Origin of the sequence: Acinetobacter sp. YH01005 (genome assembly GCF_013420465.1) — a bacterium.
GTDB classification, from domain to species: domain Bacteria; phylum Pseudomonadota; class Gammaproteobacteria; order Pseudomonadales; family Moraxellaceae; genus Acinetobacter; species Acinetobacter amyesii.
Genome location: NZ_VOYA01000009.1, coordinates 61611 through 84711, shown reverse-complemented (window position 1 = coordinate 84711; position 23101 = coordinate 61611). Strand labels below are relative to the sequence as shown.

Annotated in this window: 19 protein-coding genes and 1 pseudogene; 7 read left to right on the top strand and 13 right to left on the bottom strand. The window is 39.6% G+C overall.

The genetic code is table 11. The features are described from left to right. Positions 1 to 216 precede the first annotated feature (216 nt). The gene (locus FTT72_RS08455; protein ID WP_078188534.1) at positions 217 to 453 is read left to right on the top strand and encodes a hypothetical protein; all 237 of its coding nucleotides are present in this window, start codon (positions 217 to 219) and stop codon (positions 451 to 453) included. 273 nt (positions 454 to 726) lie between these two features. On the opposite strand, the gene FTT72_RS08450 is transcribed toward FTT72_RS08455, so the two are convergent. Continuing rightward, positions 727 to 1188 (bottom strand): hypothetical protein, encoded by a 462-nt coding sequence (locus FTT72_RS08450; protein ID WP_180178205.1) that lies wholly within the window; start codon positions 1186 to 1188, stop codon positions 727 to 729. A gap of 174 nt (positions 1189 to 1362) precedes the next feature. On the opposite strand from FTT72_RS08450, the gene FTT72_RS08445 reads away from it, so the two are divergent. Together FTT72_RS08445 and FTT72_RS08440 are read left to right on the top strand one after the other, a co-directional pair. Further along, a complete protein-coding gene (locus FTT72_RS08445) occupies positions 1363 to 2223 on the top strand; it encodes an alpha/beta fold hydrolase (RefSeq protein WP_180026271.1) in 861 nt (286 codons plus the stop codon). A 216-nt stretch (positions 2224 to 2439) separates the two neighbouring features. Then, positions 2440 to 2925 (top strand): Lrp/AsnC family transcriptional regulator, encoded by a 486-nt coding sequence (locus tag FTT72_RS08440; protein WP_078188537.1) that lies wholly within the window; start codon positions 2440 to 2442, stop codon positions 2923 to 2925. Positions 2926 to 3010: 85 nt separating this feature from the next. Here the strand turns inward: FTT72_RS08440 and FTT72_RS08435 are convergent, their stop codons facing one another. The 10 genes and pseudogenes from FTT72_RS08435 to FTT72_RS08390 form a co-directional block, all read right to left on the bottom strand. Continuing rightward, positions 3011 to 3223 (bottom strand): hypothetical protein, encoded by a 213-nt coding sequence (locus FTT72_RS08435; RefSeq protein ID WP_180011282.1) that lies wholly within the window; start codon positions 3221 to 3223, stop codon positions 3011 to 3013. After that, a complete protein-coding gene (locus tag FTT72_RS08430; RefSeq protein WP_078193931.1) occupies positions 3220 to 3432 on the bottom strand; it encodes a DUF4177 domain-containing protein in 213 nt (70 codons plus the stop codon). Before FTT72_RS08430 ends, FTT72_RS08435 begins: the two co-directional genes overlap by 4 nt. A 202-nt stretch (positions 3433 to 3634) precedes the next feature. Next, the gene (locus tag FTT72_RS08425) at positions 3635 to 4492 is read right to left on the bottom strand and encodes a tetratricopeptide repeat protein (RefSeq protein ID WP_180055912.1); all 858 of its coding nucleotides are present in this window, start codon (positions 4490 to 4492) and stop codon (positions 3635 to 3637) included. 93 nt (positions 4493 to 4585) lie between these two features. Continuing rightward, positions 4586 to 5810, bottom strand: a pseudogene (gene gltS / locus FTT72_RS08420) (sodium/glutamate symporter). A gap of 205 nt (positions 5811 to 6015) precedes the next feature. Then, positions 6016 to 6231, bottom strand: coding sequence for a hypothetical protein (locus FTT72_RS08415; protein ID WP_180059714.1), 216 nt, complete (start codon positions 6229 to 6231; stop codon positions 6016 to 6018). Positions 6232 to 6337: 106 nt separating this feature from the next. After that, on the bottom strand, positions 6338 to 7348 hold the full coding sequence (locus FTT72_RS08410; RefSeq protein ID WP_180040398.1) for a hypothetical protein: 1011 nt from the start codon (positions 7346 to 7348) through the stop codon (positions 6338 to 6340). Between the two features lie 99 nt (positions 7349 to 7447). Further along, the gene (locus tag FTT72_RS08405) at positions 7448 to 10087 is read right to left on the bottom strand and encodes a bifunctional aconitate hydratase 2/2-methylisocitrate dehydratase (protein WP_180065295.1); all 2640 of its coding nucleotides are present in this window, start codon (positions 10085 to 10087) and stop codon (positions 7448 to 7450) included. Positions 10088 to 10384: 297 nt separating this feature from the next. Beyond that, positions 10385 to 10654 (bottom strand): hypothetical protein, encoded by a 270-nt coding sequence (locus FTT72_RS08400; protein WP_180177000.1) that lies wholly within the window; start codon positions 10652 to 10654, stop codon positions 10385 to 10387. 297 nt (positions 10655 to 10951) lie between these two features. Continuing rightward, positions 10952 to 11311: a hypothetical protein gene (locus FTT72_RS08395; RefSeq protein ID WP_078188547.1), complete on the bottom strand. Its 360-nt coding sequence runs from the start codon at positions 11309 to 11311 to the stop codon at positions 10952 to 10954. A gap of 112 nt (positions 11312 to 11423) precedes the next feature. Then, positions 11424 to 11858: an I78 family peptidase inhibitor gene (locus tag FTT72_RS08390; protein WP_111884976.1), complete on the bottom strand. Its 435-nt coding sequence runs from the start codon at positions 11856 to 11858 to the stop codon at positions 11424 to 11426. Between the two features lie 299 nt (positions 11859 to 12157). Here FTT72_RS08390 and FTT72_RS08385 point away from each other — a divergent pair, with 299 nt between their 5' ends. From FTT72_RS08385 to xseB, 4 genes are all read left to right on the top strand, one after another. Beyond that, on the top strand, positions 12158 to 12805 hold the full coding sequence (locus tag FTT72_RS08385) for a LexA family transcriptional regulator (protein ID WP_111884977.1): 648 nt from the start codon (positions 12158 to 12160) through the stop codon (positions 12803 to 12805). Between the two features lie 15 nt (positions 12806 to 12820). Further along, positions 12821 to 14116: a Y-family DNA polymerase gene (locus FTT72_RS08380; RefSeq protein WP_180011290.1), complete on the top strand. Its 1296-nt coding sequence runs from the start codon at positions 12821 to 12823 to the stop codon at positions 14114 to 14116. A 136-nt stretch (positions 14117 to 14252) separates the two neighbouring features. Continuing rightward, positions 14253 to 15533 carry an exodeoxyribonuclease VII large subunit gene (xseA, locus tag FTT72_RS08375; RefSeq protein ID WP_180178204.1) on the top strand — a complete coding sequence of 427 codons (1281 nt, stop codon included), beginning with the start codon at positions 14253 to 14255 and terminating at the stop codon, positions 15531 to 15533. After that, entirely contained in the window at positions 15523 to 15717 is a 195-nt protein-coding gene (gene xseB / locus FTT72_RS08370) for an exodeoxyribonuclease VII small subunit (RefSeq protein WP_180004957.1), read from the top strand. The genes xseA and xseB overlap by 11 nt, the downstream gene beginning before the upstream one ends. A 71-nt stretch (positions 15718 to 15788) precedes the next feature. On the opposite strand, the gene FTT72_RS08365 is transcribed toward xseB, so the two are convergent. Both FTT72_RS08365 and FTT72_RS08360 read right to left on the bottom strand, forming a co-directional pair. Next, positions 15789 to 20309 carry a translocation/assembly module TamB domain-containing protein gene (locus tag FTT72_RS08365; protein ID WP_180178203.1) on the bottom strand — a complete coding sequence of 1507 codons (4521 nt, stop codon included), beginning with the start codon at positions 20307 to 20309 and terminating at the stop codon, positions 15789 to 15791. A 21-nt stretch (positions 20310 to 20330) separates the two neighbouring features. Further along, the gene (locus tag FTT72_RS08360) at positions 20331 to 23072 is read right to left on the bottom strand and encodes an autotransporter assembly complex family protein (protein WP_180178202.1); all 2742 of its coding nucleotides are present in this window, start codon (positions 23070 to 23072) and stop codon (positions 20331 to 20333) included. Positions 23073 to 23101 lie beyond the last annotated feature (29 nt).

Genomic DNA, 23101 nt, shown 5'->3' with positions numbered 1-23101 from the left:
TTATGCATTGACCCTTTTACTCACCAGTCAACACCTTTAGATTCATAATATTTAGTATATGAATAAAATGATTATTCTTATACGATGATCTAACATAGTTTTATGACAAAATAATGACATTTGCTATTGAAATACTTCTAGTTTCGAAGTACAACAGTAGTTCAAACCTGACCAAAATCATGGGTTTTGGCGAAACAACAACAAGGAGGGGTGGAGATGTTATCAGTACATTTCAAAAAGCAATTCTTCATTAACGCTCTGAAGGCAAATAAGAACATGGTGACCTATACAAGCACCACTATTGCTCTCATGCTGACACTACTTATTCAAGGCTTAATACAAGGAAATTTAAGACCTGAATACTTTGCTTATGCTCTTATTGTCTCGGTAGCCTTTTATTTATGGGCAGTCATTGACCACAAATATCGAAAGCAAAAATCAACAGAATTTTAAGTTAGAAGATGGATGAGGTATCATCCATCTTGAAAAAAGAAAAGATGCCACCCCTACCTTCTCGATTATTCAATCCATTTTAAAAAACAATACAAATAATCCCTAAAATAACCAGAAAATCATCAGCCTTTTCTCATGAATTTTCGATTCTATTTAACTTCAAATTTTGTTTTATAAATTCTTCTACATAGCCATCGTCTGCACTTTAAAAGCTTTTAGTTCTTGATTAGCTTCCAATTTCATGCAAACCATTTCTAATTGATATTGCTTTGTTTAAAACCAAAATTTAACGATGACTCCGAAGAGCAATCCGAGTGTTGCAATTAACTCGCCTATCACCAATCCAAGCATTGCCATACTCATCATCCATTTAGGTAAATGCCATTTGCCTAAGACGTGCGGGACTTTAAATTGATTGGTGGTATCAGCTAAAAAGCCATGCAGTACATAGCTTAAAATCGAAAAGCTAAAAAAGAACAAATTGATGATTACAAAGAGTAAATTGAGTGTATGTGGAAGTGCTGAAAAATAGGCCAATACCGCCAAAATGAGTGTCGCTGGGGCGTATAACAAACTACTCCGATGTGCTATATCGACATAATAATGCGCACGTGCTAGTTCAGAATGTCTTATTTGTGCATATTTCCACACCCCCGTGAGCATACCTACCCATAAATAAATCCCACTAAAAACTATCGCAATTTTTACTGCACTTGAAAGTTGAAATATATCCATTTTTAATTCAAATCCATTGTTCAATTATACGCATTATTTTTATCTGTATTTCTACTGCAATAATACTTACTTCTAACCTATTATGACATGACTTTAGAGTCATACTCTTTTCAAGTTTCTTTTTGGAACTTGTTTAAATTAGTGACATCGGAATACATCCATAAAGTTTGAATCATGTCATCATCTGAAAAACTCACGATTCATTGCCAAGACGGCTATCCACTGAGTGCGCGCTATTATCCGCACCAGACAGAGCTCAAACAGGTTTTACCTGTGTTGATTTGTCCAGCCACAGGCATTACCAATCAATTTTATAATAGTTATGCAACATGGTTGAGCCAACAAGGCTATGACGTTTTAGTTTTTGATTTTCGTGGTATTGGTGAGTCGCTACACAGCCCTCTAAAAGAATCGACAGCAAGTATTGTGCAATGGGGGCAGCTTGATATCCCTGCGGCAATCGACGCCTTGATCAGTAAAACGCAAGCGCCTAAAGTCATATTACTCGGTCATAGCGCAGGCGGACAATTATTAGGTATCGTGCCAAATTTTGACAAAGTTGCTAAAGTGGTTGCTGTTTCTGGCTCTACAGGTCATGTAAAAAAACTTAAAGGTCGTACCAAACTTTTAGCTCCAGTGATGTTTAATGTGATCTTCCCGATTGCACGCTATACCATTGGCTATGGCCCGACCAATGCAATTGGCATGGGTGAAAATTTGCCAAAAGATGTTGCTCGTGAATGGGCTGAATTTTGTAGCAAACCCGGTTATGTCATCAATGCCTTAGGCAAAACTGTTCAGCATGATTTTCATCAACAAGTGAGCTGCCCGATCACTGCCGTATGGAGCTCTGATGACGAAATCGCCACGGAAGCCAATGTCAAAGACTTGCTGCGCTTATACCCGAATGCTTCGACTCAAATGATTGAGTTAAAACCGAAAGAAACAGGTCATAAAGCCATCGGACATATGTTGATGTTTAAATCGTCACATCAAAACCTATGGCCGATCATTGAACAACAGTTACACGCTTAAGTTTTTGCCACTCAGTCAGTAATCCGGCTGAGTGGTCTTTTTATAATCTGCACAAGATTTTCTATTTTTAGCTTCAATCACCCTGCCTAACACCTTACATAATTTATTTTTCTATCTTTAAAATCTGCACTGAAAGTCCAAGTGTGCTTATTTTCTTCAGCCGACCATTGCAAAAAATGATATAACTATTTTTTCTCAATTATATTCTATTTTGGCATGAGTGAAGCACGACACAACCTCGACAGAATTGATCGTTTAATATTATCCGCATTAAGAGAAGATGGACGACTCACCATAGCCCAGCTGTCTGAACGTGTTGGTCTCTCCTCTTCGCCATGTTGGACACGCTTAAAACGTCTAGAAAATTTAAAAATTATCGATGGTTATACAGCCAACATCAATCCAAAATCGATTGGGATCAATGAATTATTCTTTATTGAAATCACATTAGAACGTCACGATGATGAAATTTTAGATCAATTTAGTGAAACTTTAGCCAATATGCCAGAAGTGGTAGAGGCACATTTAGTCACTGGCGATTACGATTATTTAGTGAAAGTTGCGGTTAAAAATGCTGAACACTATGAGCGTTTTTTGCGTAAAAACTTATATTCTATGAAAGGTATACGCCATACACGCTCTATTTTTGCGCTACGACAATTAAAATCTGCCAGCAGTGCTGACCTTATGATGATTGAGTAATGAGTCAATATAGATCTAATCTATAAAATGACTTTAAAATTTAAGGGCAATTGAGTTCAGCACTCAATTGCCCTATTTATGTGTTCTAATCTATATAGCCATCTTTTTTCAATTTTTTATCTGTCAAATACTCACGTATGACCAATGTTGCAATAATAATGATGGCTTCTAAGATCACTACTGTGACGGTTAGTTTGGTAAATACTTCGATACTGAGCAACTCAAACCATAATTGAGCGATGGCTAATAAACCCCATAAAACTGAAATAATAAGTGCACTAAAGACACCGTATTTCATTTTTCTCTCTCCAAAACAACTACATAAGCTTCGCGCTTCCAAAAAAGCAGCATACGACGGATATCCTTTTCCATCGTAATCACCGCCCAACCTTGCTGTGCATTTTGATTTAAAAAATTAGTGAATTTAACAGGATCAACTTTTGAAGAGCCAAGCAGCAAAGATCCCAGCATACCTTCTTGATAGATAACAACTTTATATTCTTTCATCAATATAGTTCTTTATGGTTATAGTGAATTGAACAAATGTTCACGGCAAAGTATAACGATCGCTTTTTCCTGAAACAACCCGGTTTTCCTGCCAATTTACTCAGCAATTTTTTCAATTTTATGTTTTAATACACGCAGTATGAGATGAGCCTTATATGAGTATCACGCGAGTGATACGACTAGCCCCTAACCATGGGGCTTTTTATTGTTTTCTACTCAACTCACATTGTTGTGTTTCATTGTTCAATTCTGACAGAACGAGACTGTGAATTTCACATGTTTTCACAGGGTCCTGCTCATAAGCCGAATTAAACCATGCAACAGCTTTTTCAAAATCTCGCTGTACGCCTAGCCCACCTAAATAAAAACTTGCTACGCTAATTTTTCCGTTCAAATCATTTGCTTCCGCAGCCTTTAAAAACCACGGATAAGCCTTTTTATAATCAGGCTTTGCGTCAATACCTTGATAATAAATCATACCCAAACGGGACTGATATTGAGCCAAGCCTTGTTCAGCCAACAACATCGTTGGCTTTTCAGCAAGCTGCATATTTTGCTTCGTATAGTAATAATAGTCGGCCAATTGTTCGATATCTTCTTGCTTGCCTTTATTTGCAAATTCAATTAAAAGACTTTCCAATTTTTTCTCATTCCTTGGAATGAGTTCATATTTATTCATAATCAAAAGCATACGCTTTGAATCATCTAAGTTTCTTTCAGCACCGATCTCAAACCATTTTGCGGCTTCTACATAATCTACTTTTACTCCTACACCTTTGTAATACATCAATCCCAAATTTTGATTTGCAGAGCGGTGCCCTAAGGCAGAAGCACGCTTATACAGCGCTATGGCTTCAGGCAGATTAATCTCCACACCTTCTAGCCCCATATGTTTCAGTACAGCCAAATCATAAAGCGCCTGTTTATCGTTATTTTTTGCTTGAACGATGGTCTTTCGGACATCAATTTCGGCTGAAAAGGTTATAGAAAATGGAAATGCTGTTAATACAAATAGCATGAACAATTTGATGTAAGGCAAATGATATTTTAAAACTTTCATTGTTTATTATTCTTGATCAATAAGATGGTGAAAAATGAAATGCTAAAACACTCTATCTAGATGCTTTAGCATTTTTTAAAGCTATATATAGTATTAACCAAAGAAGCCTATCGTTGCCTGAATGACCACAGCATTGACAATATCTACAAAGAATGCCCCAGTCAAAGGTATGATTAAAAAGGCTTTATGTGATGGCCCATAAGTATTGGTTACTGCTTGAATATTAGCAATCGCTGTCGGTGTTGCACCCAAATTTACACCACATTGCCCTGCACAAAGTACTGCTGCGTCATAGCTTTTTCCCATGATCCTAAAAGTTACAAAGTACAGATACAGTGCTAAAACGAGGGTTTGTACCAGTAAAATAATCACCAGCGGGCCTGCAAGATCTGCCAATAACCAGAGCTGCAATGACATCAGCGCCATCGATAAAAACAGCGCCAATGATGCATTACCAAAGACATCGATACAGCGATCAAACATTTCAATTTTAAAGCCAAGTTCAAGGGTGTTTCTTAAAAATACACCGCAAGCCAATGCCCAAACGAATGTTGGCAACTCAAACCACTGTCCGCGAGCGAAGTCCGTCATGAAGTAAGCAAAACTGATACAGACGGCAAACATCCCCATCGTTTTGACGGCATCATCTGCGGTAATTAAACGAGTTTTTTCAGGATATTCGAAAGGCGCCGTTTCAGATGCAGGCGGTGCTTCATTACGTCCTGTTGTCGGTACAAGTTCTTCTGCCAACTGAAAACGGCGGATGAGGAATTTCGCCACTGGCCCGCCCATCATGCCGCCAATGACCAAGCCGAAGGTTGCACTTGCCATACCGAGTACGACTGCACCTTGTATACCATGATCTTGTTCAAAGACTGTACCCCATGCGCCTGCTGTACCGTGACCACCTGTAAGTGTTACGGAACCTGTAATTAAGCCGATGAGCAGATCTAATCCTAAAATTTTGGCTAAACTGATGCCAACGATGTTTTGCAGTATGACAAATATAATGACACAGCCTAAAAACAGCACTAACGCCTTGCCACCCTCTTTGAGTTTTCCAAGACTTGCGCTCAAACCCACAGATGTAAAGAACATCAGCATGAATATTTGCTGGATTTTGGCATCAAAATTTACAGTGATATTAAAGTTTTTTAAATAATATAAATGTAATAACCGCAGCGACCAAACCGCCTGCTACAGGTTCAGGAATGTTGTATTTTTTCAGGATGGAAATTTTGTGTACGAAGAAATAACCGATAAATAAAACCAATACCGCCACGACAATTGTCAAAAAAGCATCTAGCTCATAATTCATAATTTAATCTTAAGTGCTCAATTTTATTTATCCTTTTACATAATTATTGGAGTTTTTCAGCTAGAAAAATGTAAATAAGCTATTTACGCCCCTTCTTCTACTACACATTTTTGAAGCCTAATAAGTGAAATAAATAAAAATGCTCAGCGTATGTAATGTGCTGAGCATTGGTTATTTATGACTGAATATAAAGATTTTTGAGATATTATTTTATGTCGAATACCCAGTTATGCGCCTCTTTATCACTGGTGGTTTCACAGACATAGTAATCTTGATCCCAAGCATCTTGGTTAAACATTTCTTTTTTGTGGTAAGTCATCTGTTTGCCATTTTCGACACAGACAAAGCTTTCGCCTTGGTCTTTGACTTGGGTTCCGTTGAGGAAGCCACCAATACAGAGGAATCGGGATTGTTTGGGCACTGATCTATGCTACTGTAAAATAATATTAGTTGTGATTAAACGTTGTATTCTTAGAACTGTAAATAACATTTATAAATAAAAGCCTCCAATTAAGAGGCGATTATTTCTATTTTTGACAGTTATTCAAACTATTTTCTATATAGCTTTTTTCTAATTGTCCTTGTTTAAAGGATTTTAATAACCGTTCCAACCTCACTCTATTCCCAGGATAAGAGCAATACAATTTTTGCACATCATTTATTTTACTCAAAGAAGTAAGTTTACTTAAAGAATCTACGGCACCTTGCTCAACCCTAGCCCAATTTACATTTAGTTTTTTCAAATCATACTTATTGTTATGTACTGTATATAGAATATGATAATAATGAAAATCTTTTTCTGCAGGATTCATTTCCTGTATATCATTAATAATCATTTGAATAGCATCATAATTTTCTCCAAACCACTTTTTCTCAAAACTTTCCATAAATGTATTATAAATAACTCTCTGTTTTGGATATTTTACAATTCCATCTTGATAAGCTCTTAGATAATTTTCTTCAAAACCTAAATCACGTAGCGTCATTAAAAGAATGTAGTAATAAAAAGGATCTTTTGATGCAACATCATAATTTTCCATTAGAAAATTTAAATTCTGCATTGATTTATCAGCAAAATATTGCATATTATTTTGCGATACCTGTGAACTATAACTTCCCCCTCTAACACTCCAAGCCTGTTGCCTAACCCACATTGCATAATAAATATAACCTAATGGTGATTCTGGTTCAGCTTTGATCCATTTCTGTCCTTGAGCAATATTCTCTTTGTAATAATTTGAAGATGTTACACGATGCTTATTTACGATTCTAAGAAAAGAATCTAAATAACTTGTGTGTTTAAATTTACCATCAAAATTATATTCTTCGCTATTTAAGAGTTGATTGGCGTTAGTTGAGATTTCTTTGAATTTTTTTGCTTGGATCAAATCTTCAATGTCAGATTGTACTTCTGAGTTTGTTCGATATGCATTTTCATCAACTAACTTAATATTTGCTAGCTTTGTAAAAGATACCTCAGCAAAAATATTTGATGAACAAAGTGTTAATAGTATAAGTGTAATGTTTTTTAGTTTCATATGTCTAATTTCTAAAATATTATTTTGCTATTTCTATTGCAATTTTATATAAAGAAAATCCCACATGACGTGGGATTTTCTTATTAACTACTTAATCAATTAAGACAATTGAGCAGCAGCAATTTTCTTAGTATCAACGTCTTTAGCAGCGTCAGTATAGTCGCCCATTTTGTCGAAGCTTAAGTATTGGTAGATGTCTGCAGACATGCTATCAATTTGAGCTGCGTATTCTTGGTACTCAGCTGGAGTTGGTAATTTACCAAGTACAGCAGCAACAGAAGCAAGCTCAGCAGAAGCTAAGTAAACGTTTGCGCCTTGACCTAAACGGTTCGGGAAGTTACGAGTAGAAGTCGATACACAAGTAGTGTTCGGAGCTACACGTGCTTGGTTACCCATACATAATGAACAACCTGGCATTTCTGTACGAGCGCCAGCTTTACCATAGATGTTGTAGAAACCTTCTTCCATCAATTGACGTTCGTCCATACGAGTTGGAGGAGCCAACCATAGACGAGTAGATAAAGAACCACCAGGAACTTTGTCTAGAAGTTTACCAGCCGCACGGAAGTGACCAATGTTAGTCATACATGAACCAACGAATACTTCGTCAATTTTTGTACCAGCAACGTCAGAAAGCAATTTAGCGTCATCTGGGTCGTTCGGGCAGCAAAGAACTGGTTCAGTAATTGTAGAAAGGTCAATTTCATACACTTTAGTGTATTCAGCATCTGGATCTGCTTTGATTAGGCTTGGGTTCGCTAACCATTTCTCCATGTTTTCTACACGGCGCGCCATAGTACGAGCATCGCCATAACCTTCAGAAATCATCCATTTCAACATAGTAATGTTTGATTTAAGGTATTCAGCAACTTTCTCTTCAGAAAGCGTGATAGAACAACCAGCAGCAGAACGTTCAGCAGATGCGTCAGAAAGTTCGAACGCTTGCTCAACAGTAAGGTCAGTTTCCATTTCTGTAAGGTCGATCTCAAGGATACGGCCAGAGAAGATGTTTTTCTTACCTTTTTTCTCTACAGTTAAGTCGCCTTGTTGGATCGCAACGTAAGGAATCGCATGTACTAGGTCACGTAGAGTGATACCAGGTTGCATTTTACCTTTGAACTTAACAAGTACAGACTCAGGCATGTCTAGTGGCATAACGCCAGTTGCAGCAGCAAACGCTACAAGACCAGAACCCGCAGGGAAAGAAATACCGATTGGGAAACGAGTATGTGAGTCACCACCAGTACCAACTGTATCTGGAAGAAGCATACGGTTTAACCAAGAGTGAATAATACCGTCACCTGGACGTAGTGATACACCACCACGGTTCATGATGAAATCAGGAAGCGAGTGTTGCATTTGAACGTCAACTGGTTTTGGATACGCAGCTGTGTGACAGAAAGATTGCATAACTAGGTCAGCAGAGAAGCCTAGGCAAGCAAGATCTTTAAGTTCGTCACGAGTCATTGGACCTGTTGTATCTTGAGAACCAACAGTCGTCATCTTAGGTTCGCAGTAAGTACCTGGAAGTACACCTTGACCTTCAGGAAGACCACAAGCGCGACCAACCATTTTTTGAGCTTGAGTGAAGCCTTTACCAGTAGCTGCAGGTTGAACTGGAGTACGGAATAAAGTTGAAGGTGCAAGACCAAGAGCTTCACGAGCTTTAGTTGTTAAACCACGTCCAACGATAAGGTTGATACGGCCACCAGCACGTACTTCGTCTAGAAGAACTGGAGTTTTAAGTTCAGATTCAGCGATTTGAGCGCCGTCTTTGAACGCAGTAACTTTAGCAGCAGCGTGGTCGATTTTAAGCGTGATTTCGTCGCCCATGTTCATGTTTTGAACATCGATTTCTACTGGCAATGCACCAGCATCTTCCATTGTGTTGAAGAAAATCGGAGCGATTTTAGAACCTAAGCAGTAACCACCGTCTTTTTTGTTCGGGATGTGAGCAATTTCGTCACCGAAGAACCAAAGTACAGAGTTAGTTGCTGACTTACGGCTTGAACCAGTACCAACAACGTCACCTACGTAAGCAACTTGGTTGCCTTTCGCGATAAGGTCTTTAATTTGGTTAAGTGGACCAACTTCACCAGGAACTTCTGGGTTGATACCGTCACGTACGTTTTTAAGCATTGCGTTAGCATGTAACGGAATGTCTGGACGGCTCCACGCGTCTTGTGCAGGTGACAAGTCGTCTGTGTTAGTTTCGCCAGTTACTTTGAAAACTGTAAGTTTGATTTCTTCAGGAACGTCTTTACGGCTAGTGAACCATTCAGCATCTGCCCAAGATTGCATAACTGCTTGTGCATTCGCATTGCCCGCTTTTGCTTTATCAGCAACGTCGTGGAAGGCATCAAATACAAGAAGAGTTTTCTTAAGTGCGTCAGCAGCTAATTCAGCAAGCTCTGCATCATCAAGAAGTGCAACTAAAGGAGCAACGTTATAACCACCAAGCATAGTACCTAGTAGGTAAACCGCACGTTCTTTAGTTACTAGTGGAGAAGTCGCTTCACCTTTTGCCAAAGCAGCTAAGAAAGCAGCTTTAACGTATGCAGCTTGGTCAACACCCGCTGGAACACGGTTTTCTAGTAAATCAACTAAAAATGCTTCTTCGCCAGCTGGTGGGTTTTTTAATAATTCAACTAATGCAGCTGTTTGAGCATCGTCAAGTGGCTTCGGTGGGACTCCGAGTGCGGCACGTTCTTCAACGTGTTGGCGGTAAGCTTCTAGCACGGTGTTATTCCTCTTTTTTAAAAAATTATTTACGCATTCCTGCTTTAAATAAAGCTACGCAAATAATATGGACTGCTAAATTTTACTAAAATTCCAGTTAAAAGTTAATGCACTACAAGTGTTTCTTCGTGATGCCCGTTATTTTATAAATAAATGATCCTCATATCGTTTATACATTAAGCAAAATCAATACTTAGAACACGCTTTTCTTGCGCATATTAACTTTTGACTAAAATTAACCATCAAAAAAAAGGCAACTAAATGTTGCCTGTTTTTATCTGTGTTGGATATTCCACCTTAGTGGACAGTGGTTGCAGCGATATATTGCTGAAGTTCTGCTCGATCGCCTGTAAATCTGAGACACCATTCGTCCTGACATGTGGTTTGATGTTGATTACTTGCAAAGCTGATATCAACCAAATAACGCTGAGAAAATTCATCTACTTTTTGGCGTAAAGTGACTTTATCTCCGATGCTGAGCACGTAGTTCCCACCACCGATAATTGCTACGCCTTGTCCATCTTCTAGGAGTAGATCTGAGTGATGCATATAACCTATAACGTCCATATTCTGCTCCTCTACTGTTTTTTATTCTCCATTTCATTATTCATTAAAAAGACTTGCTTTTCTATATTTATGATTTAGCAAGTTGTCACAATTAGTATTTTGCCTTGCTTAGGCTATTTTTAAATCTTTAAGCATCTCATGCTCAAGATGACCCTAAGAGAAATATGCATACGCGAAATAAGTATGAACTCAATCATATGGCTAAACGACGGATAGTTGCCCCGCTGTAACTACTCGCTGATGAATACAGCCTTTAGATTTCGCTTTACGCTTTTTCTCGCATAAAAAAACCGTTCCTTAGAACGGTTTGTAATCTGGCATTTCGGTATGCGGTGTTGCGATACATTTTTCAGTAAACTCAGCACGAATTTTTTCACGTGCTTTTTCAACATCAGCATTAATCTCAGCTTGCGGCAAGGCATAAACTTCATCAATGATGTTCAGGATAAAGCCTTTGGTGGTTTCATCCTCAATCTTGCTGGCATGCTCAACTGCTTTGTCTTTTTCAATTGCATTTTGACGATCTAACATAATCGTACGTGCAGCATTACCTACACTGCGGCAGTAACCCTGCCACTGCTCTTCAGGGGTTAATGGTTTTTTTTCAGCACAGCCGACCAAAGCCACCATAACGGATAAAGCAAATAACTTTTTCATGAACTTCTCCTTACGAGGGGCAATATAAAAGATCGTAATGGATTTGTCATTTAAATTAGTCGTAGCCGAACAAACAAAAAAAGCCCTTTCGGGCCTTTTTTATGCGTTTGAATTAACCACAAGTTGCTTGAATAATCTTTTGATTGATTGGATTTACAGTGACGGTGACGCGCTCTACACGATAATCCATTGTTACTGGCTGCCCAGGTTTTACTAAACGGACAATTTGAGCTTGGCTAATCGCCTTGATCTGATCTTCAGTCAATTTTGCTTGGCCAATCAGCGTCTTAGCCTTATCAGCTACACATTCAGTTTGGCTACTACGGAATAATGCCCACTCTTCAACCACTTGTCCGTTTGGCAGATGGCAATACCCGACCTGAGCATTTGCTTCATCACGAATTTCAAGTTTACCTTTTTGTTCTACACAATACTGGCTGGCTGGATTTGCCATACCAATTTTTTCTGGTGTCGTTTCAGTTTGCTGTGTTGTGCTACAACCCGCCATAAATGCTGTCAGTGCAGCTAAAATCCATATATTTTTCATCAAGTCTATTTCTGAATATAAAAATTTAACTTACCAAGTTTGTGCCAAATAAACGAGTTGTTTATTGAAATTTTTAGTTGTCATTCCACTTTCTGTAATTAGGCAGCAATGTGCCCTATGTTCAAAATACAGAACGTCATTTTCTTTGAACTGATGATGATTTTTGCAATATTTAAAACGACTAAACTTGTCGCAGCTTTGATTTTAAAGGTTTTATAAATTTGAAAAATGACCTGCTCAACGCGTATGCTAAAAAAAGTACTTTTCTTCAAACACGCCACGTTGCGTAGGAGCAAAATATGTCAAAAAAACTGCCGATTTATTTTTCGGACGAAGCTTGGTCGTCTTTGCAACAGCTCATGGGCGCAGATGGCAAACCCAGTCCCACCATCAATGCCCTGCTTGAAAGGCAATCTCAAGAACTATCTATGGATCCATTTTTGGATTCTTCGCTCAATGTTCAGCCTGTTCAGAAAAATACCCGTATTGAACTTCCCGTTGCCTTGGAACGTATTCCTGCTGGCCCAGCTTTCGCCAATAAAGATGTTTTTGAAAAAGCCTTAGACCTAAATGATTATTTGGTAATTAACCCGCTCGCTACATTTATTGCGCATGTCGATAGCGAGTCTTTACTCAACGCCGGCTTTGAAATTAATGATACTTTTTTAGTCGATCGTAGCTTAGAAGCCAAACATGGCGATATCGTGGTTGCACTGATTGATAATCGTGAAATCACCTTAAAGCGATTGATGATCACCGCAAAAATGTCAAAAGAAGAAATTGCCGACATTTTTGGTGATCCCAATAAAGTCTTACCCAAAATTTGGCTAAAAGCAGAAAATCCAGCCTATGCGCATATTATCCCTTCAGATAGCGAATCTATCGTTGTTCAGGGTGTTGTGACCTTTAATTTAAAGCAATTTTATAAGCGCTCATCACACACCTAAACACAAGAATTCACCATGAAAGCTGCAAATAAAATATTTGCGTTAGTTGACCTTAACAACTGCTACGTCAGTTGTGAGCGTGTCTTTAACCCAAAGCTCAATAATGTCCCTGTCGTCGTACTGTCCAATAACGATGGCTGTGTTGTATCTCGAAGTCAGGAAGCCAAAGACCTCGGGATTAAAATGGCTGTACCGGTCTATCAAATTCAGGATTTAATCCAACAGCATCATGTTCAGGTGTTGTCGAGTAACTATGCTCTCTACACTGAAATGTCTAATCGATTTATGAATATTTTAGGCATGTATGTCGGCCCCGAAGACCGTGAAGTTTACTCGATCGATGAATGTTTTTTAGATTTCACTGCCTATCAAGAACTGTTTGATTTGAACCTATATGCCAAAGAAATACGAGATACGATCCTAAAATGGCTAGGTTTAACCTGCTGTGTCGGGATTGGTCGCTCTAAAACGGAAGCCAAAATGGCCAACCATTTTGCCAAAAAAAATGCTTATTTGAACGGTGTGTGCAATTTAGTTGAAATGGACCCTTGTTCCTCAGAACAACTCCTTGCGCAGACACCAGTCAATGAAGTTTGGGGCGTCGGTCGGAATCATACAAAAGCCCTGAATCAGCTTGGCATTCATTATGTTTTAGATCTAATCAATGCACAGCCTAAAGATATTCGAAAAAAATTTAGTGTGGTGATGGAAAAAACCGTCTTGGAACTGCAAGGTCTATCTTGTCTGTCTATTGAAGAAGAAGCGCCGAGCAAACAGCAAATTATCAGTAGTCGTTCCTATGGTCAGCCTGTCTACGAACTGGAAGATATTAAGGCCTCTATTCGTGTATATATCGCGCGAGCCGTCACACGTTTAAGAGCAGATCATTCTCTATGTCGTATGGTGGGAGTTTTTATTCAAACGAGTCGCTTTAATTCTGCTGAAAAATACGCACCTTATCTGGCCATTACACTGAATGAGTATACCGATGACTTAATTAGTATCACCCAAGCAGCAACGCGTGCCGCCGAAAAAATCTTTAGAGCCGGATTTAAATATAAAAAAGCCGGTGTAGTGTTATTAGAAATCATTCCAAAACAAAATTTTACGCCAGATTTGTTTTGCGATATGGCGTTAAGACAAAGCCGTTTGAAACTGTCCGACACCATCGACGGTATTCAAAAAAAATTTGGACATCATTTTGTCTCGATCGGCTTAGCACAGGACGATGCTGCAACATGGCGGATGAAAAAAAATCTGTGTTCCCCCGCTTACCTGAGTAATTGGAACGAACTGCTCCGTGTGAAATGAAACGTTTGATTGAAACGCTACGCTGTAGTGGCGTTGATAATGTCTGCTGTTTTAACCGAAATGATCATTTGCAATTGCTGAATATTTATTTAGTATTTAAATGAATATTCATTTTTATATTCTCCTATTTTAAATTATGTCTGATGTTCAATTAACGCTGAGCGAATATCTATCTGCGGTCAAAGAAGTCATTCAATTGGCTTTTGATGATGCCGTGTGGGTCAAAGCCGAGATTCGAAATTTAAACATCAAAGGTGGACATTACTATTTAGAATTGGCTGAAAAAGAACAAGAAAGTGATAGAGTCATTGCCAGTTGTAAGGCCACAATTTGGAAATTTACTGCAAATAAAGTTGTCGGAAAATTTGAACGTGAAAGCGGCATTGAGCTCAGTCGTGACTTAAATGTCTTGGTTAAAGTGCGTGCCAAATTTGACCCGCAGTACGGCTTTTCAGTCAATATCGAAGAAATTGATTCGAGTTTTACTTTGGGTGATCTGGCTCGACGCTATCAACAAATTTTAGAAAAACTCACCAGCGAAGGTCTGATTCATAAAAATCGAAACTTGCCTGCGCCATTTGATATTCAGCATGTCTTGGTTATTGCGCCTGAAAATGCGGCTGGCTTAGGTGACTTTAAAAAAGATGCAGATGCACTACAACATGCTGGCGTGTGTGAATTTGTCTATCATGCTGCCACCTTTCAAGGAAATACCGCAGCACAAAGTATTCGAAATGCTTTAGCACTGGGTTTAAGACAGTGGGCCAATGACTTTCAAACTGCGCCAGATTTGATCGTGATTATTCGTGGTGGCGGTGCTGTTAACGATCTTGCTTATCTGAATGATTATGATTTGGCTGTACTTCTATCTAAGCGTAGCGTGCCAATTTGGGTCGGTATCGGCCATGAAAAAGACCGTACGATCTTAGATGAAATTGCACATCGTTCTTTCGACACCCCGAGTAAAGTGATTGGGGGGATTCGTAATCATATTGTTGAGCGAACTCAGGAAGTTTTAGAGGCATTACAAAGCATTCAACTACGCTCACAACATCAAATTGCTCTATATCAAAGTCAAAATGATCAGTTACTACAAGTCATAAAGACCTTGGCACAGAGTCAAATCAATGACTCAACTCAGCTATTACAACAATACCAAGATAACACTGCTTATTTTGCTCAGTTACAACTTAAAACAGCTACGCAGAATATTGAAATACTCATGCGTGAGACTTTACTGCAAAACCCTGCTCATGTGCTTTCCAAAGGTTATGCCATCGTCCGACAGCAAGGTCACGCCATTCGTGCAACGAAAAATCTTCAGCCTTCAACGCATTCACCGATTGAAATTGAAATGCAAGACGGTGTCATCACGGCTGACATTCAACATATACAGGTAAAAAATCATGACGACTGATACACTAAGTTTTAAAGAAGGCTATGAAGTTTTAAAACGTAATGCTGAATTACTCGAATCTCAGCAAGAACCCGACATTGATAATCTTATGAAAATCGTTGAAGAGTCGATGCAAGCCTATAAAGCCTGTAAGTCTCGTGTTGAAGCGGTACAACAGGCACTGAATGATACGTTTAAAGATTGATTTCTCAGCTCATCATTTGTATAAAATACGCAGCCTAAGCTGCGTTTTTTATACTCAAATTTTGACTTCTCTTAGAAGCGCCAATTATAGAACAAGTCGATTGCTCGTTCTAAAGACTGACTCGCTTCCAAGTACAAACGTTGATTCATTTGATAACGTAAGGTCAGTTTATTCACTGGCGTAAATACCCCGACACCATAACGAATGAATAAGTCAGGTGTGATATAACCCGTCACAGAAACCTGAGTATCATCTCCTGTTCCTTGAGCATCTAATGCCAAACCACTCAGACCAAATGTACGACCAATTTGATTGGTCAATGCACGTGTACCACCCAAGCCCATACTAATACCGGCTGCAGCAATCGTATTGTTCACATCTGAACGGAAACCTTCCGCCTGACTTAAACCTGAACTTCCTTCATTGATACGACCTGTAATTAAGGCATTTAAGGCTTCTTGTTCAGACAGACCTGCATCGTTATACACCTGAATTGCTGGACTTGATGCTGTACCCGTCACACGAACACCAACGGTACTGCCTTGAACGGCTTTATTGGCATCAATATCTAAAGTTGGGTTCGCCAATGGTCCATTAAAACGGGCAATCGCACGGTTCAAGTCCAGACTTTGACCATAAGCTTCGATTTTCACACGCTGAGAAACACCGATTGCACCATTGGCACGCATTGCTGTTTCTAAACCACGTTGTGTCAAATTCAAACGACCAATCAACGGAATTCGACTATCAAAACCTTGGAAAATCACTTGATTACCAATATTCACCTGTACGTCAGCGCGAATATCCCAAGGACGTGCCGATTTTAAGATCTCAAGTTGGTTATCACCTTCATGTACCACACGTACATCTGAAGATACCCCAACCACTGTTGCAGACGATTCTGGCATCGAAATCAATGCACGCGGCACATCAATTTTACCTTTTAATGTTAATTTCTTACTGAAAGGCAGCACATCTAATGATAAATCAGGCGTTACAACAGCGGTGATCAATGGTGCTTGACGGACCAACATTTCATTACCCGTTAAATTCAACTGGATACGTGGATCATTTTTCCAGTCAATATTTCCGGTTAATTTGCCCACACCACGACCACTATTAAATGCACCATCAATCGTCGCGTGGTTTTGACGTACAGCAGAATACAACTGAATATTGGTCAAGTTCACAGGTAATGAAATCATGCTAATCGAGCCATTTTTCACTCGAATCTCACCATCCATTAAAGGCTGTGACAATGTTCCGCTAATTTTTGCCGCATAAGACACCGTACCGCCCATTGAACGGACATCTTGTATAAATGGTTTTAAGATTTTCAATTGAACTTGGTTAAAGGCCACTTCACCGCGGATCGGTTTATTGGCTTTATACGGATCAATAATAATATTGGCATAACCTGTACCAATATCAGGAGCTTTGGTATCGAGTCGAATTTGTAGCCCTTCAGCGACACTTTTCGCAATCAAACCTACTTCATCATATTTTAAAGTGGATGCTAAATACTGTGGATCTTCAGCCGCTAAACCGAGTAAACCGTCACGAGTCACTAAACGTGCATCAATTTTAGGTTTTGCACCTTTCGCCCAAGACGCTTTTGCATAACCATTCACTTTACCCGTAATCGCCAGGCCTTCAGGCATAAATGCTGCAAAATCATTTAAGTCTAGGTTCTTTGTCACAAAGGATACATTGCCGCGGTTTTTATTCACACGAATCGGCTGATCAAAACATAATTCGCTTTGCTGACTCATCCAACAATGTGCGCCGACAAATAAGTCAGACTGTGCAGTGTTGTAAATAATCGATGCATTTTGACGCTGCACAAGACGTGTACGCAAGGAGTCAAAGTCGCCTTTTTGAATCTGACCAAGCCAATTATTTTGTGCGTTAAAACCACCAGCTAACTGCACATAAAATTTTGATAATTTATTTTCAGCACTGACTTTTAATAAATGCGCATTACGTGTACCGGCCAGTGAAATTTGACCTTTCACAATCTCACGGTTGTTACTGCGTAAATTATCCATCGTTGCCGTTAATAAACTTGGTGAAGTCGCAGAAGTTGGCAACTCGCCTTGCACCCGTATTTTTTTCACACTGAATAAATTATTAAAAGCGAAGTCATCTATTGCGATATTGGCAGATGCTTGCAGTCGTGGCTGTGCTTGAACATTTAAGTAGCCATGAGCACGTCCACGTAGGCCTGCATAAATTTCATATAACGCTGGTGCATTAATTTTCAATTGTAAATTTTGTGCATTACCAGTGGCTTGAATTTGGTTATTGGCATAAGCCAACAGCAAATTATTCGCTTCAAACTGTTTTGGCATAAAGCCGGATTGATTTGAATTAATCACCATCGCCAAGTTACCTTGACCACGGACAGGTTTGTTATTGATCATACCTGCCAAATTCAGACGTTCAATTTGAATACGTTTTAGCGCATCTGACCACACACCATTGGTTTTTAAATTTCCAGATAATTCACCCCGTACATTTGAGGCAAAATAATGCGGCTTAAAATGCACCAGTGATGCATTAATATCCCAACCAATGGCTTTTTGTAGTAAAACTTGTCCATTGGCAGAAATTTTACCTGCCACGCCATCATGACGCAGCTCGGCTATTTTAATTAATTCAGGTGTGCCAGATACTTTGAAAATCAAACTGCCTTTACTTGCGGCAACTTGGCTTGCATTGAGGCCACCATCATAATTCACAGCAAAAGCTTTAAAGCCTCCACCTTGTTTCTCATCATGGAAAGTCAGCGCAGCAGTAGATTTACCTGTTAAATGAACCGTTTCATTTTGCTGTGCTAGTCGGCCTAACAAATCAATATTATTCAGCTGAATAATCTGTTGATTTGGTTTTGCATAACCATTGGCTTTTAATGACCCTGTAATTTGATCGACAGGCGCAGCAGCTACGATGGTTTGCGGATTGAACTGCTGTGCTTGTACATTGGCTTGCCATTTCAGCATACGTTTTTGATCAGGCAATTCTACAACTGCGTTACCTTTGAGCTGACCTTTGTCGGCCACATAACTAAAGGCAGGGACATTGAGATTGTTATTTTTCAGATTCAGTTTGGCTTGATATTGTCCAGCAGGCAGAGCACCTTTTTCATGTCGTGACACTGTGGTCGCCACATTAATATTCTGCTGACCTTCTGTAAGCGCCAATTGCACATTGCCCGAATCACTACTCAACCATCCAACATATGGCACTGCACGGTCTATATTTTTCCAAGACACATCCATCAGCATCGGCTGAGCTTTATTATTTTTAGCAGGCGCTTGATCGAGTTTTAAATTCCAAGTTTCATATTGGTCAAAATCCACCAACGCCGTCAGGTGCATACCTTTTTCAAGGGTCCCTTTAGAAGCAATCTTACTATTTAAACTCACAGGTAGAAAATCTTGAACCACCTGCGGAATCAACTTATGTTTTGGATTAATTTTATCTAAACGACCGCTTACATCCCAAGTGACCTGATCTTTCCAACTCACCACGCCGCCCAAATTGACAGCGCCGCCCATCACTTGACCATTTAGGTTAGTAATATCAAGTTGATTGACCAAGTCCGTACTCATGAGCGCAGTATATTTACCTTCAGGAATATTGGCCCCGCTCAGGTCCGTGTCTAAATCTAAATTAAGACGCTGAATATCCCCATTGAATTTTGCCAGACCATTTTTAGCAAAGAGCTTTTGCTCAGTCAGTAACGGTAAATGATAGTTTTTAAATTTGAGCGCACCAAACATCGGGACATGTGGACGCATCGGATGGACCACAGCCCAACCAGTTAAAAGATCTGGGGTATGTGTTGCCACACCGGCTTGAATTGTATCCAACGATCCTTTAGCCACCACTTGAATATCATGAATATTCAAACTTTCACGTAGTGAAGGTAAATTGACAATCCCCACAGCATTTAGCGGATACTTGCCTTCAAATTTCATATTCCCAGACGCTTGGCGCACGGATAAATAGCCCATATCCATACGGGTATCTTCAAATTTTAATTCCGTCCCAGACCAAAGCGCTTCATTTAATTCAATGTCATAAAAATCTACACCTGAACTATGGGTTTTAATCAGCATATGATCTAAATCTGCATGATCGACACGAAGGACGAAAGGCAAACGGATTTCACTAAATGCAAAAGGTTTATCGCTAGGTGGGGTCTTGGTAATAATTTGCAGATTTTTAACATCTGCCTTATTTAAGTGAATTTCTTTATTAATAATGGCACGCCAACCGAGTGTAATATCGGCACGGTCAATTTTTACATCGACAGGTTTTAGCGTAACGAGGACATTTCGTAGAATAATGCCCCGCCACAGGTTACCACCTTCATATTCATAGTGAATGATTTGCTGACGTTCCAGAACACGGTCAAGTAAAAACTTACTGCCTTTGTCTGTAGAAAACATGACTGCTAATGCAGCCACCAAAAAGATAAGCACGAACACGAAGGTCAAAATGACACTTCGAAGAATACGACGCTTCTTCGGCAGTTGCTCTACCGGCGTTTCGTTTTCTGGTTCTTGCTGTTCTTGTTCAGTCATAAAAAACACATCACCTAAAAATTATAATTGTGAACCAATAAAGAAATGTAAACGAATTGGTTTGCTGTCGTCAGAAAGTCCGGTAGCGACATCTAAACGAATTGGGCCAATTGGAGAAGCCCAACGTATCCCCACACCTGCGCTATATGCAGTCGGTGTATTGAAGTCTTTATCGTACGCATTACCAAAGTCACTAAAGACCGCAGCACGCCAGCCTTCTTTAAATTGGTAGTTATATTCTAATGAACCCGTTGCCAAGACTTGACCACCAATTTTATAGCCATTTTTTTCGGCAGCTAAACTCTTATAGTCAAAGCCACGAATGGTTTGGTCACCACCGGTAAAGTAGCGTAAGTTATAAGGAACTTTATCAAAGTTCTCTGTCAGAATATAACCTACATCACTGCGCCCCACGAACTGGTGATTATCATTTTCACCCAATGAATAAATAAAGCGCCAGCCCGCATTCAAGATAGCCATATCAACATCCGAAAGTAAGCTTTCACTTCCGACTTCAACTTTATAGGTTTGCTTAATCCCTTTACTCGGATTCACACGTTTATCAGAGTCGGTTCGAGAAATTTCATAGCCAAACATCAAGGACTGTTGTTCATTGTTGGTATTCACCAAGAATGCATCTGGAATGTCATCACTAGGATTAAGTCCGTCATCAGTAACACGGTCTAAACGGTAACGTAAACCAAAAGTATGCTGCCAATTACCACGTGGGTTTTTAATAATCCGGTCAACCCCAGCTACAGCAGATTCAATCGAAAGATTAACGCCTTGACCGACATCATCACGTTCTTCACGCTCATAACCACCGACCAAGCTGACATAGTCATTTAATGGATGGTTATATGGAATGTTATAGCGACCATCAATCGATTGACGGATTTTGGATACTTCCATGTTGGCGTCAAAAGAATGACCACGTTTGTTTACAATGGCACGACGATACTGGCCACGAACACGTGTACCGGTGTCGGTACCAAAACCAGCACCAATTTCTGCACTATTCAACTTATCTGCATTTAGTGTCACAATCACAGGGACTTTTTTATCTTCACGTGCTTGCGCTTTTAAACGTTCTTGTTCTGCTTGTTTAGCATCTTGCGTATCTTGCAAACTGCGTAATTTAGAGGATTGCTCTACATCATTCACCCCCGCAAATTGGTCTTCATTAACCACTTTTTGCGTCACTTCTTTATTCGACATCACTTCCGTTTTGTCTTTCACTACTTGTGAACTTTCTGACAACTGATTTTGATCGACCAAGGTTTGAATATCCGGGGGCAATTCAAGTGGCTTTTCAATCGGGTCTGGTCGAATTGAATCAACCAAGGTGTAGTTAAAATAGCGAGAGTTGGTCAAGTTATTAGCCAAACCATTCACACGCCAGAAAGTATAGTCAGCACCGTCTTTCCACGTCACCAAACTTTCTAAAATATCGCGATCCAATGGAAACTCTGCATTCGAATCGCTCATTCTAAATTCAACTGCGCCAAGCTTATAACGCTCGCCCGTCTCAAAGCGCAAATTAATATCGGCAGTATTTTGCGGTTGCGCCACTTTTACATCATGTAAACGCCAATACGAGTCGAAGTAACCGTTATTGGTCGCTGCCTCATTGATTCGGCGTTTCGTGGTTTCGTATTTACCATGATTAAGAATGTCACCGTCTTCCTGATCTGGTAATACACCAATCACCTGAAACTGAGCTTGGTTCGCCCCAGCCCCAGAAAATTCAACATTCTGTTTTTCAATTTGCACAGGCGTATTTGGTGTAACCAATACACGAACTTTGCTGTCAGAGACTTTTTCAAATTTGAATTCTGATTGATAGAAACCCACGGCTTGCGCGGCTTGATTGGACAAGCTACGTAATTGAGGCAAAGCCGATGGAAAATCACTAAAGGATTCTTGAGTAAAACCTGAAAGCTTACCTTTAATATTGGCTTTGAGATCTTCCAGTGCCGCACCGTAGGCCTTACTCGACGTTTGACTGGTGTTATGTGCTGAGGTAATTTCAACATCCGCACTAATTCGTGGCACTTTTGCCGTATTCATCTGACGTGGCGGACGTACTTTATATAATAAGCGCTTGAAAATACCTGGCTCTCCATCATCCTCAACTGTTGGGTTATGCAGCTCTTGCAGAGTATTGGCATTTTCATTTCGTGTCGCGGTAATTTCATTATCCGAACGAATTTCACCCATGAGCTGATCAATATTGACTGGCGCTTGGTTAATTTCCGTTAACTCTTTTTGGGTAATATCCGCAACAGCAATTTCTGTTTGCTGTGTTGCACGGTACTCCTGTGCTTGACGTTTGGCTTCTTCAGCAACTTGGAAGATTTCATTCGCCATGTTTTGATCAACAGGTGTCACGGGTAAGTTTTCTAAATCTTCAAACTCAATGGGTTTAAATTCTTGTAGTTGTGTTCCTGCTTGCTGCTGTTCTTGCAGCATTTTCATGCTATCAACAGATTCTTCCGGCTCATTTATATTTTCAATTTTTTCAATTGCTTCAGGCGTCGATAGCCCTTGCTTTACAGCCTCATCCTTGATTTCAGTAACAATCTCTGCTTTTGTATCTGCAGATGTTGCAACCGTTTCTGCGGGAGTTTGGGCGAAACTATGCTGAGCACACAAGGTCAAAAAGATGCTCATATATAGACTTTTATTGCTATGATGCTGTCGTATGCAGTGAGCTATACTGTGATGAAGCAATGTTTTTTTAAACTTGATTTTTGCAGGCATAGCAAACTCTAACAAATTTCATTATGTAA

Excerpts from the sequence above, each read along its gene's own strand:
- FTT72_RS08365 (WP_180178203.1), bottom strand. The coding sequence starts at position 20,309 with ATGACTGAACAAGAACAGCAAGAACCAGAAAACGAAACGCCGGTAGAG.
- FTT72_RS08450 (WP_180178205.1), bottom strand. The coding sequence starts at position 1,188 with ATGGATATATTTCAACTTTCAAGTGCAGTAAAAATTGCGATAGTTTTT.
- FTT72_RS08445 (WP_180026271.1), top strand. The coding sequence starts at position 1,363 with ATGTCATCATCTGAAAAACTCACGATTCATTGCCAAGACGGCTATCCA.
- xseB (WP_180004957.1), top strand. The coding sequence starts at position 15,523 with ATGACGACTGATACACTAAGTTTTAAAGAAGGCTATGAAGTTTTAAAA.
- FTT72_RS08425 (WP_180055912.1), bottom strand. The coding sequence starts at position 4,492 with ATGAAAGTTTTAAAATATCATTTGCCTTACATCAAATTGTTCATGCTA.
- FTT72_RS08395 (WP_078188547.1), bottom strand. The coding sequence starts at position 11,311 with ATGAAAAAGTTATTTGCTTTATCCGTTATGGTGGCTTTGGTCGGCTGT.
- FTT72_RS08455 (WP_078188534.1), top strand. The coding sequence starts at position 217 with ATGTTATCAGTACATTTCAAAAAGCAATTCTTCATTAACGCTCTGAAG.
- FTT72_RS08385 (WP_111884977.1), top strand. The coding sequence starts at position 12,158 with ATGTCAAAAAAACTGCCGATTTATTTTTCGGACGAAGCTTGGTCGTCT.
- FTT72_RS08390 (WP_111884976.1), bottom strand. The coding sequence starts at position 11,858 with ATGAAAAATATATGGATTTTAGCTGCACTGACAGCATTTATGGCGGGT.
- FTT72_RS08360 (WP_180178202.1), bottom strand. The coding sequence starts at position 23,072 with ATGCCTGCAAAAATCAAGTTTAAAAAAACATTGCTTCATCACAGTATA.
- FTT72_RS08430 (WP_078193931.1), bottom strand. The coding sequence starts at position 3,432 with ATGAAAGAATATAAAGTTGTTATCTATCAAGAAGGTATGCTGGGATCT.
- xseA (WP_180178204.1), top strand. The coding sequence starts at position 14,253 with ATGTCTGATGTTCAATTAACGCTGAGCGAATATCTATCTGCGGTCAAA.
- FTT72_RS08380 (WP_180011290.1), top strand. The coding sequence starts at position 12,821 with ATGAAAGCTGCAAATAAAATATTTGCGTTAGTTGACCTTAACAACTGC.
- FTT72_RS08435 (WP_180011282.1), bottom strand. The coding sequence starts at position 3,223 with ATGAAATACGGTGTCTTTAGTGCACTTATTATTTCAGTTTTATGGGGT.
- FTT72_RS08410 (WP_180040398.1), bottom strand. The coding sequence starts at position 7,348 with ATGAAACTAAAAAACATTACACTTATACTATTAACACTTTGTTCATCA.
- FTT72_RS08440 (WP_078188537.1), top strand. The coding sequence starts at position 2,440 with ATGAGTGAAGCACGACACAACCTCGACAGAATTGATCGTTTAATATTA.
- FTT72_RS08400 (WP_180177000.1), bottom strand. The coding sequence starts at position 10,654 with ATGGACGTTATAGGTTATATGCATCACTCAGATCTACTCCTAGAAGAT.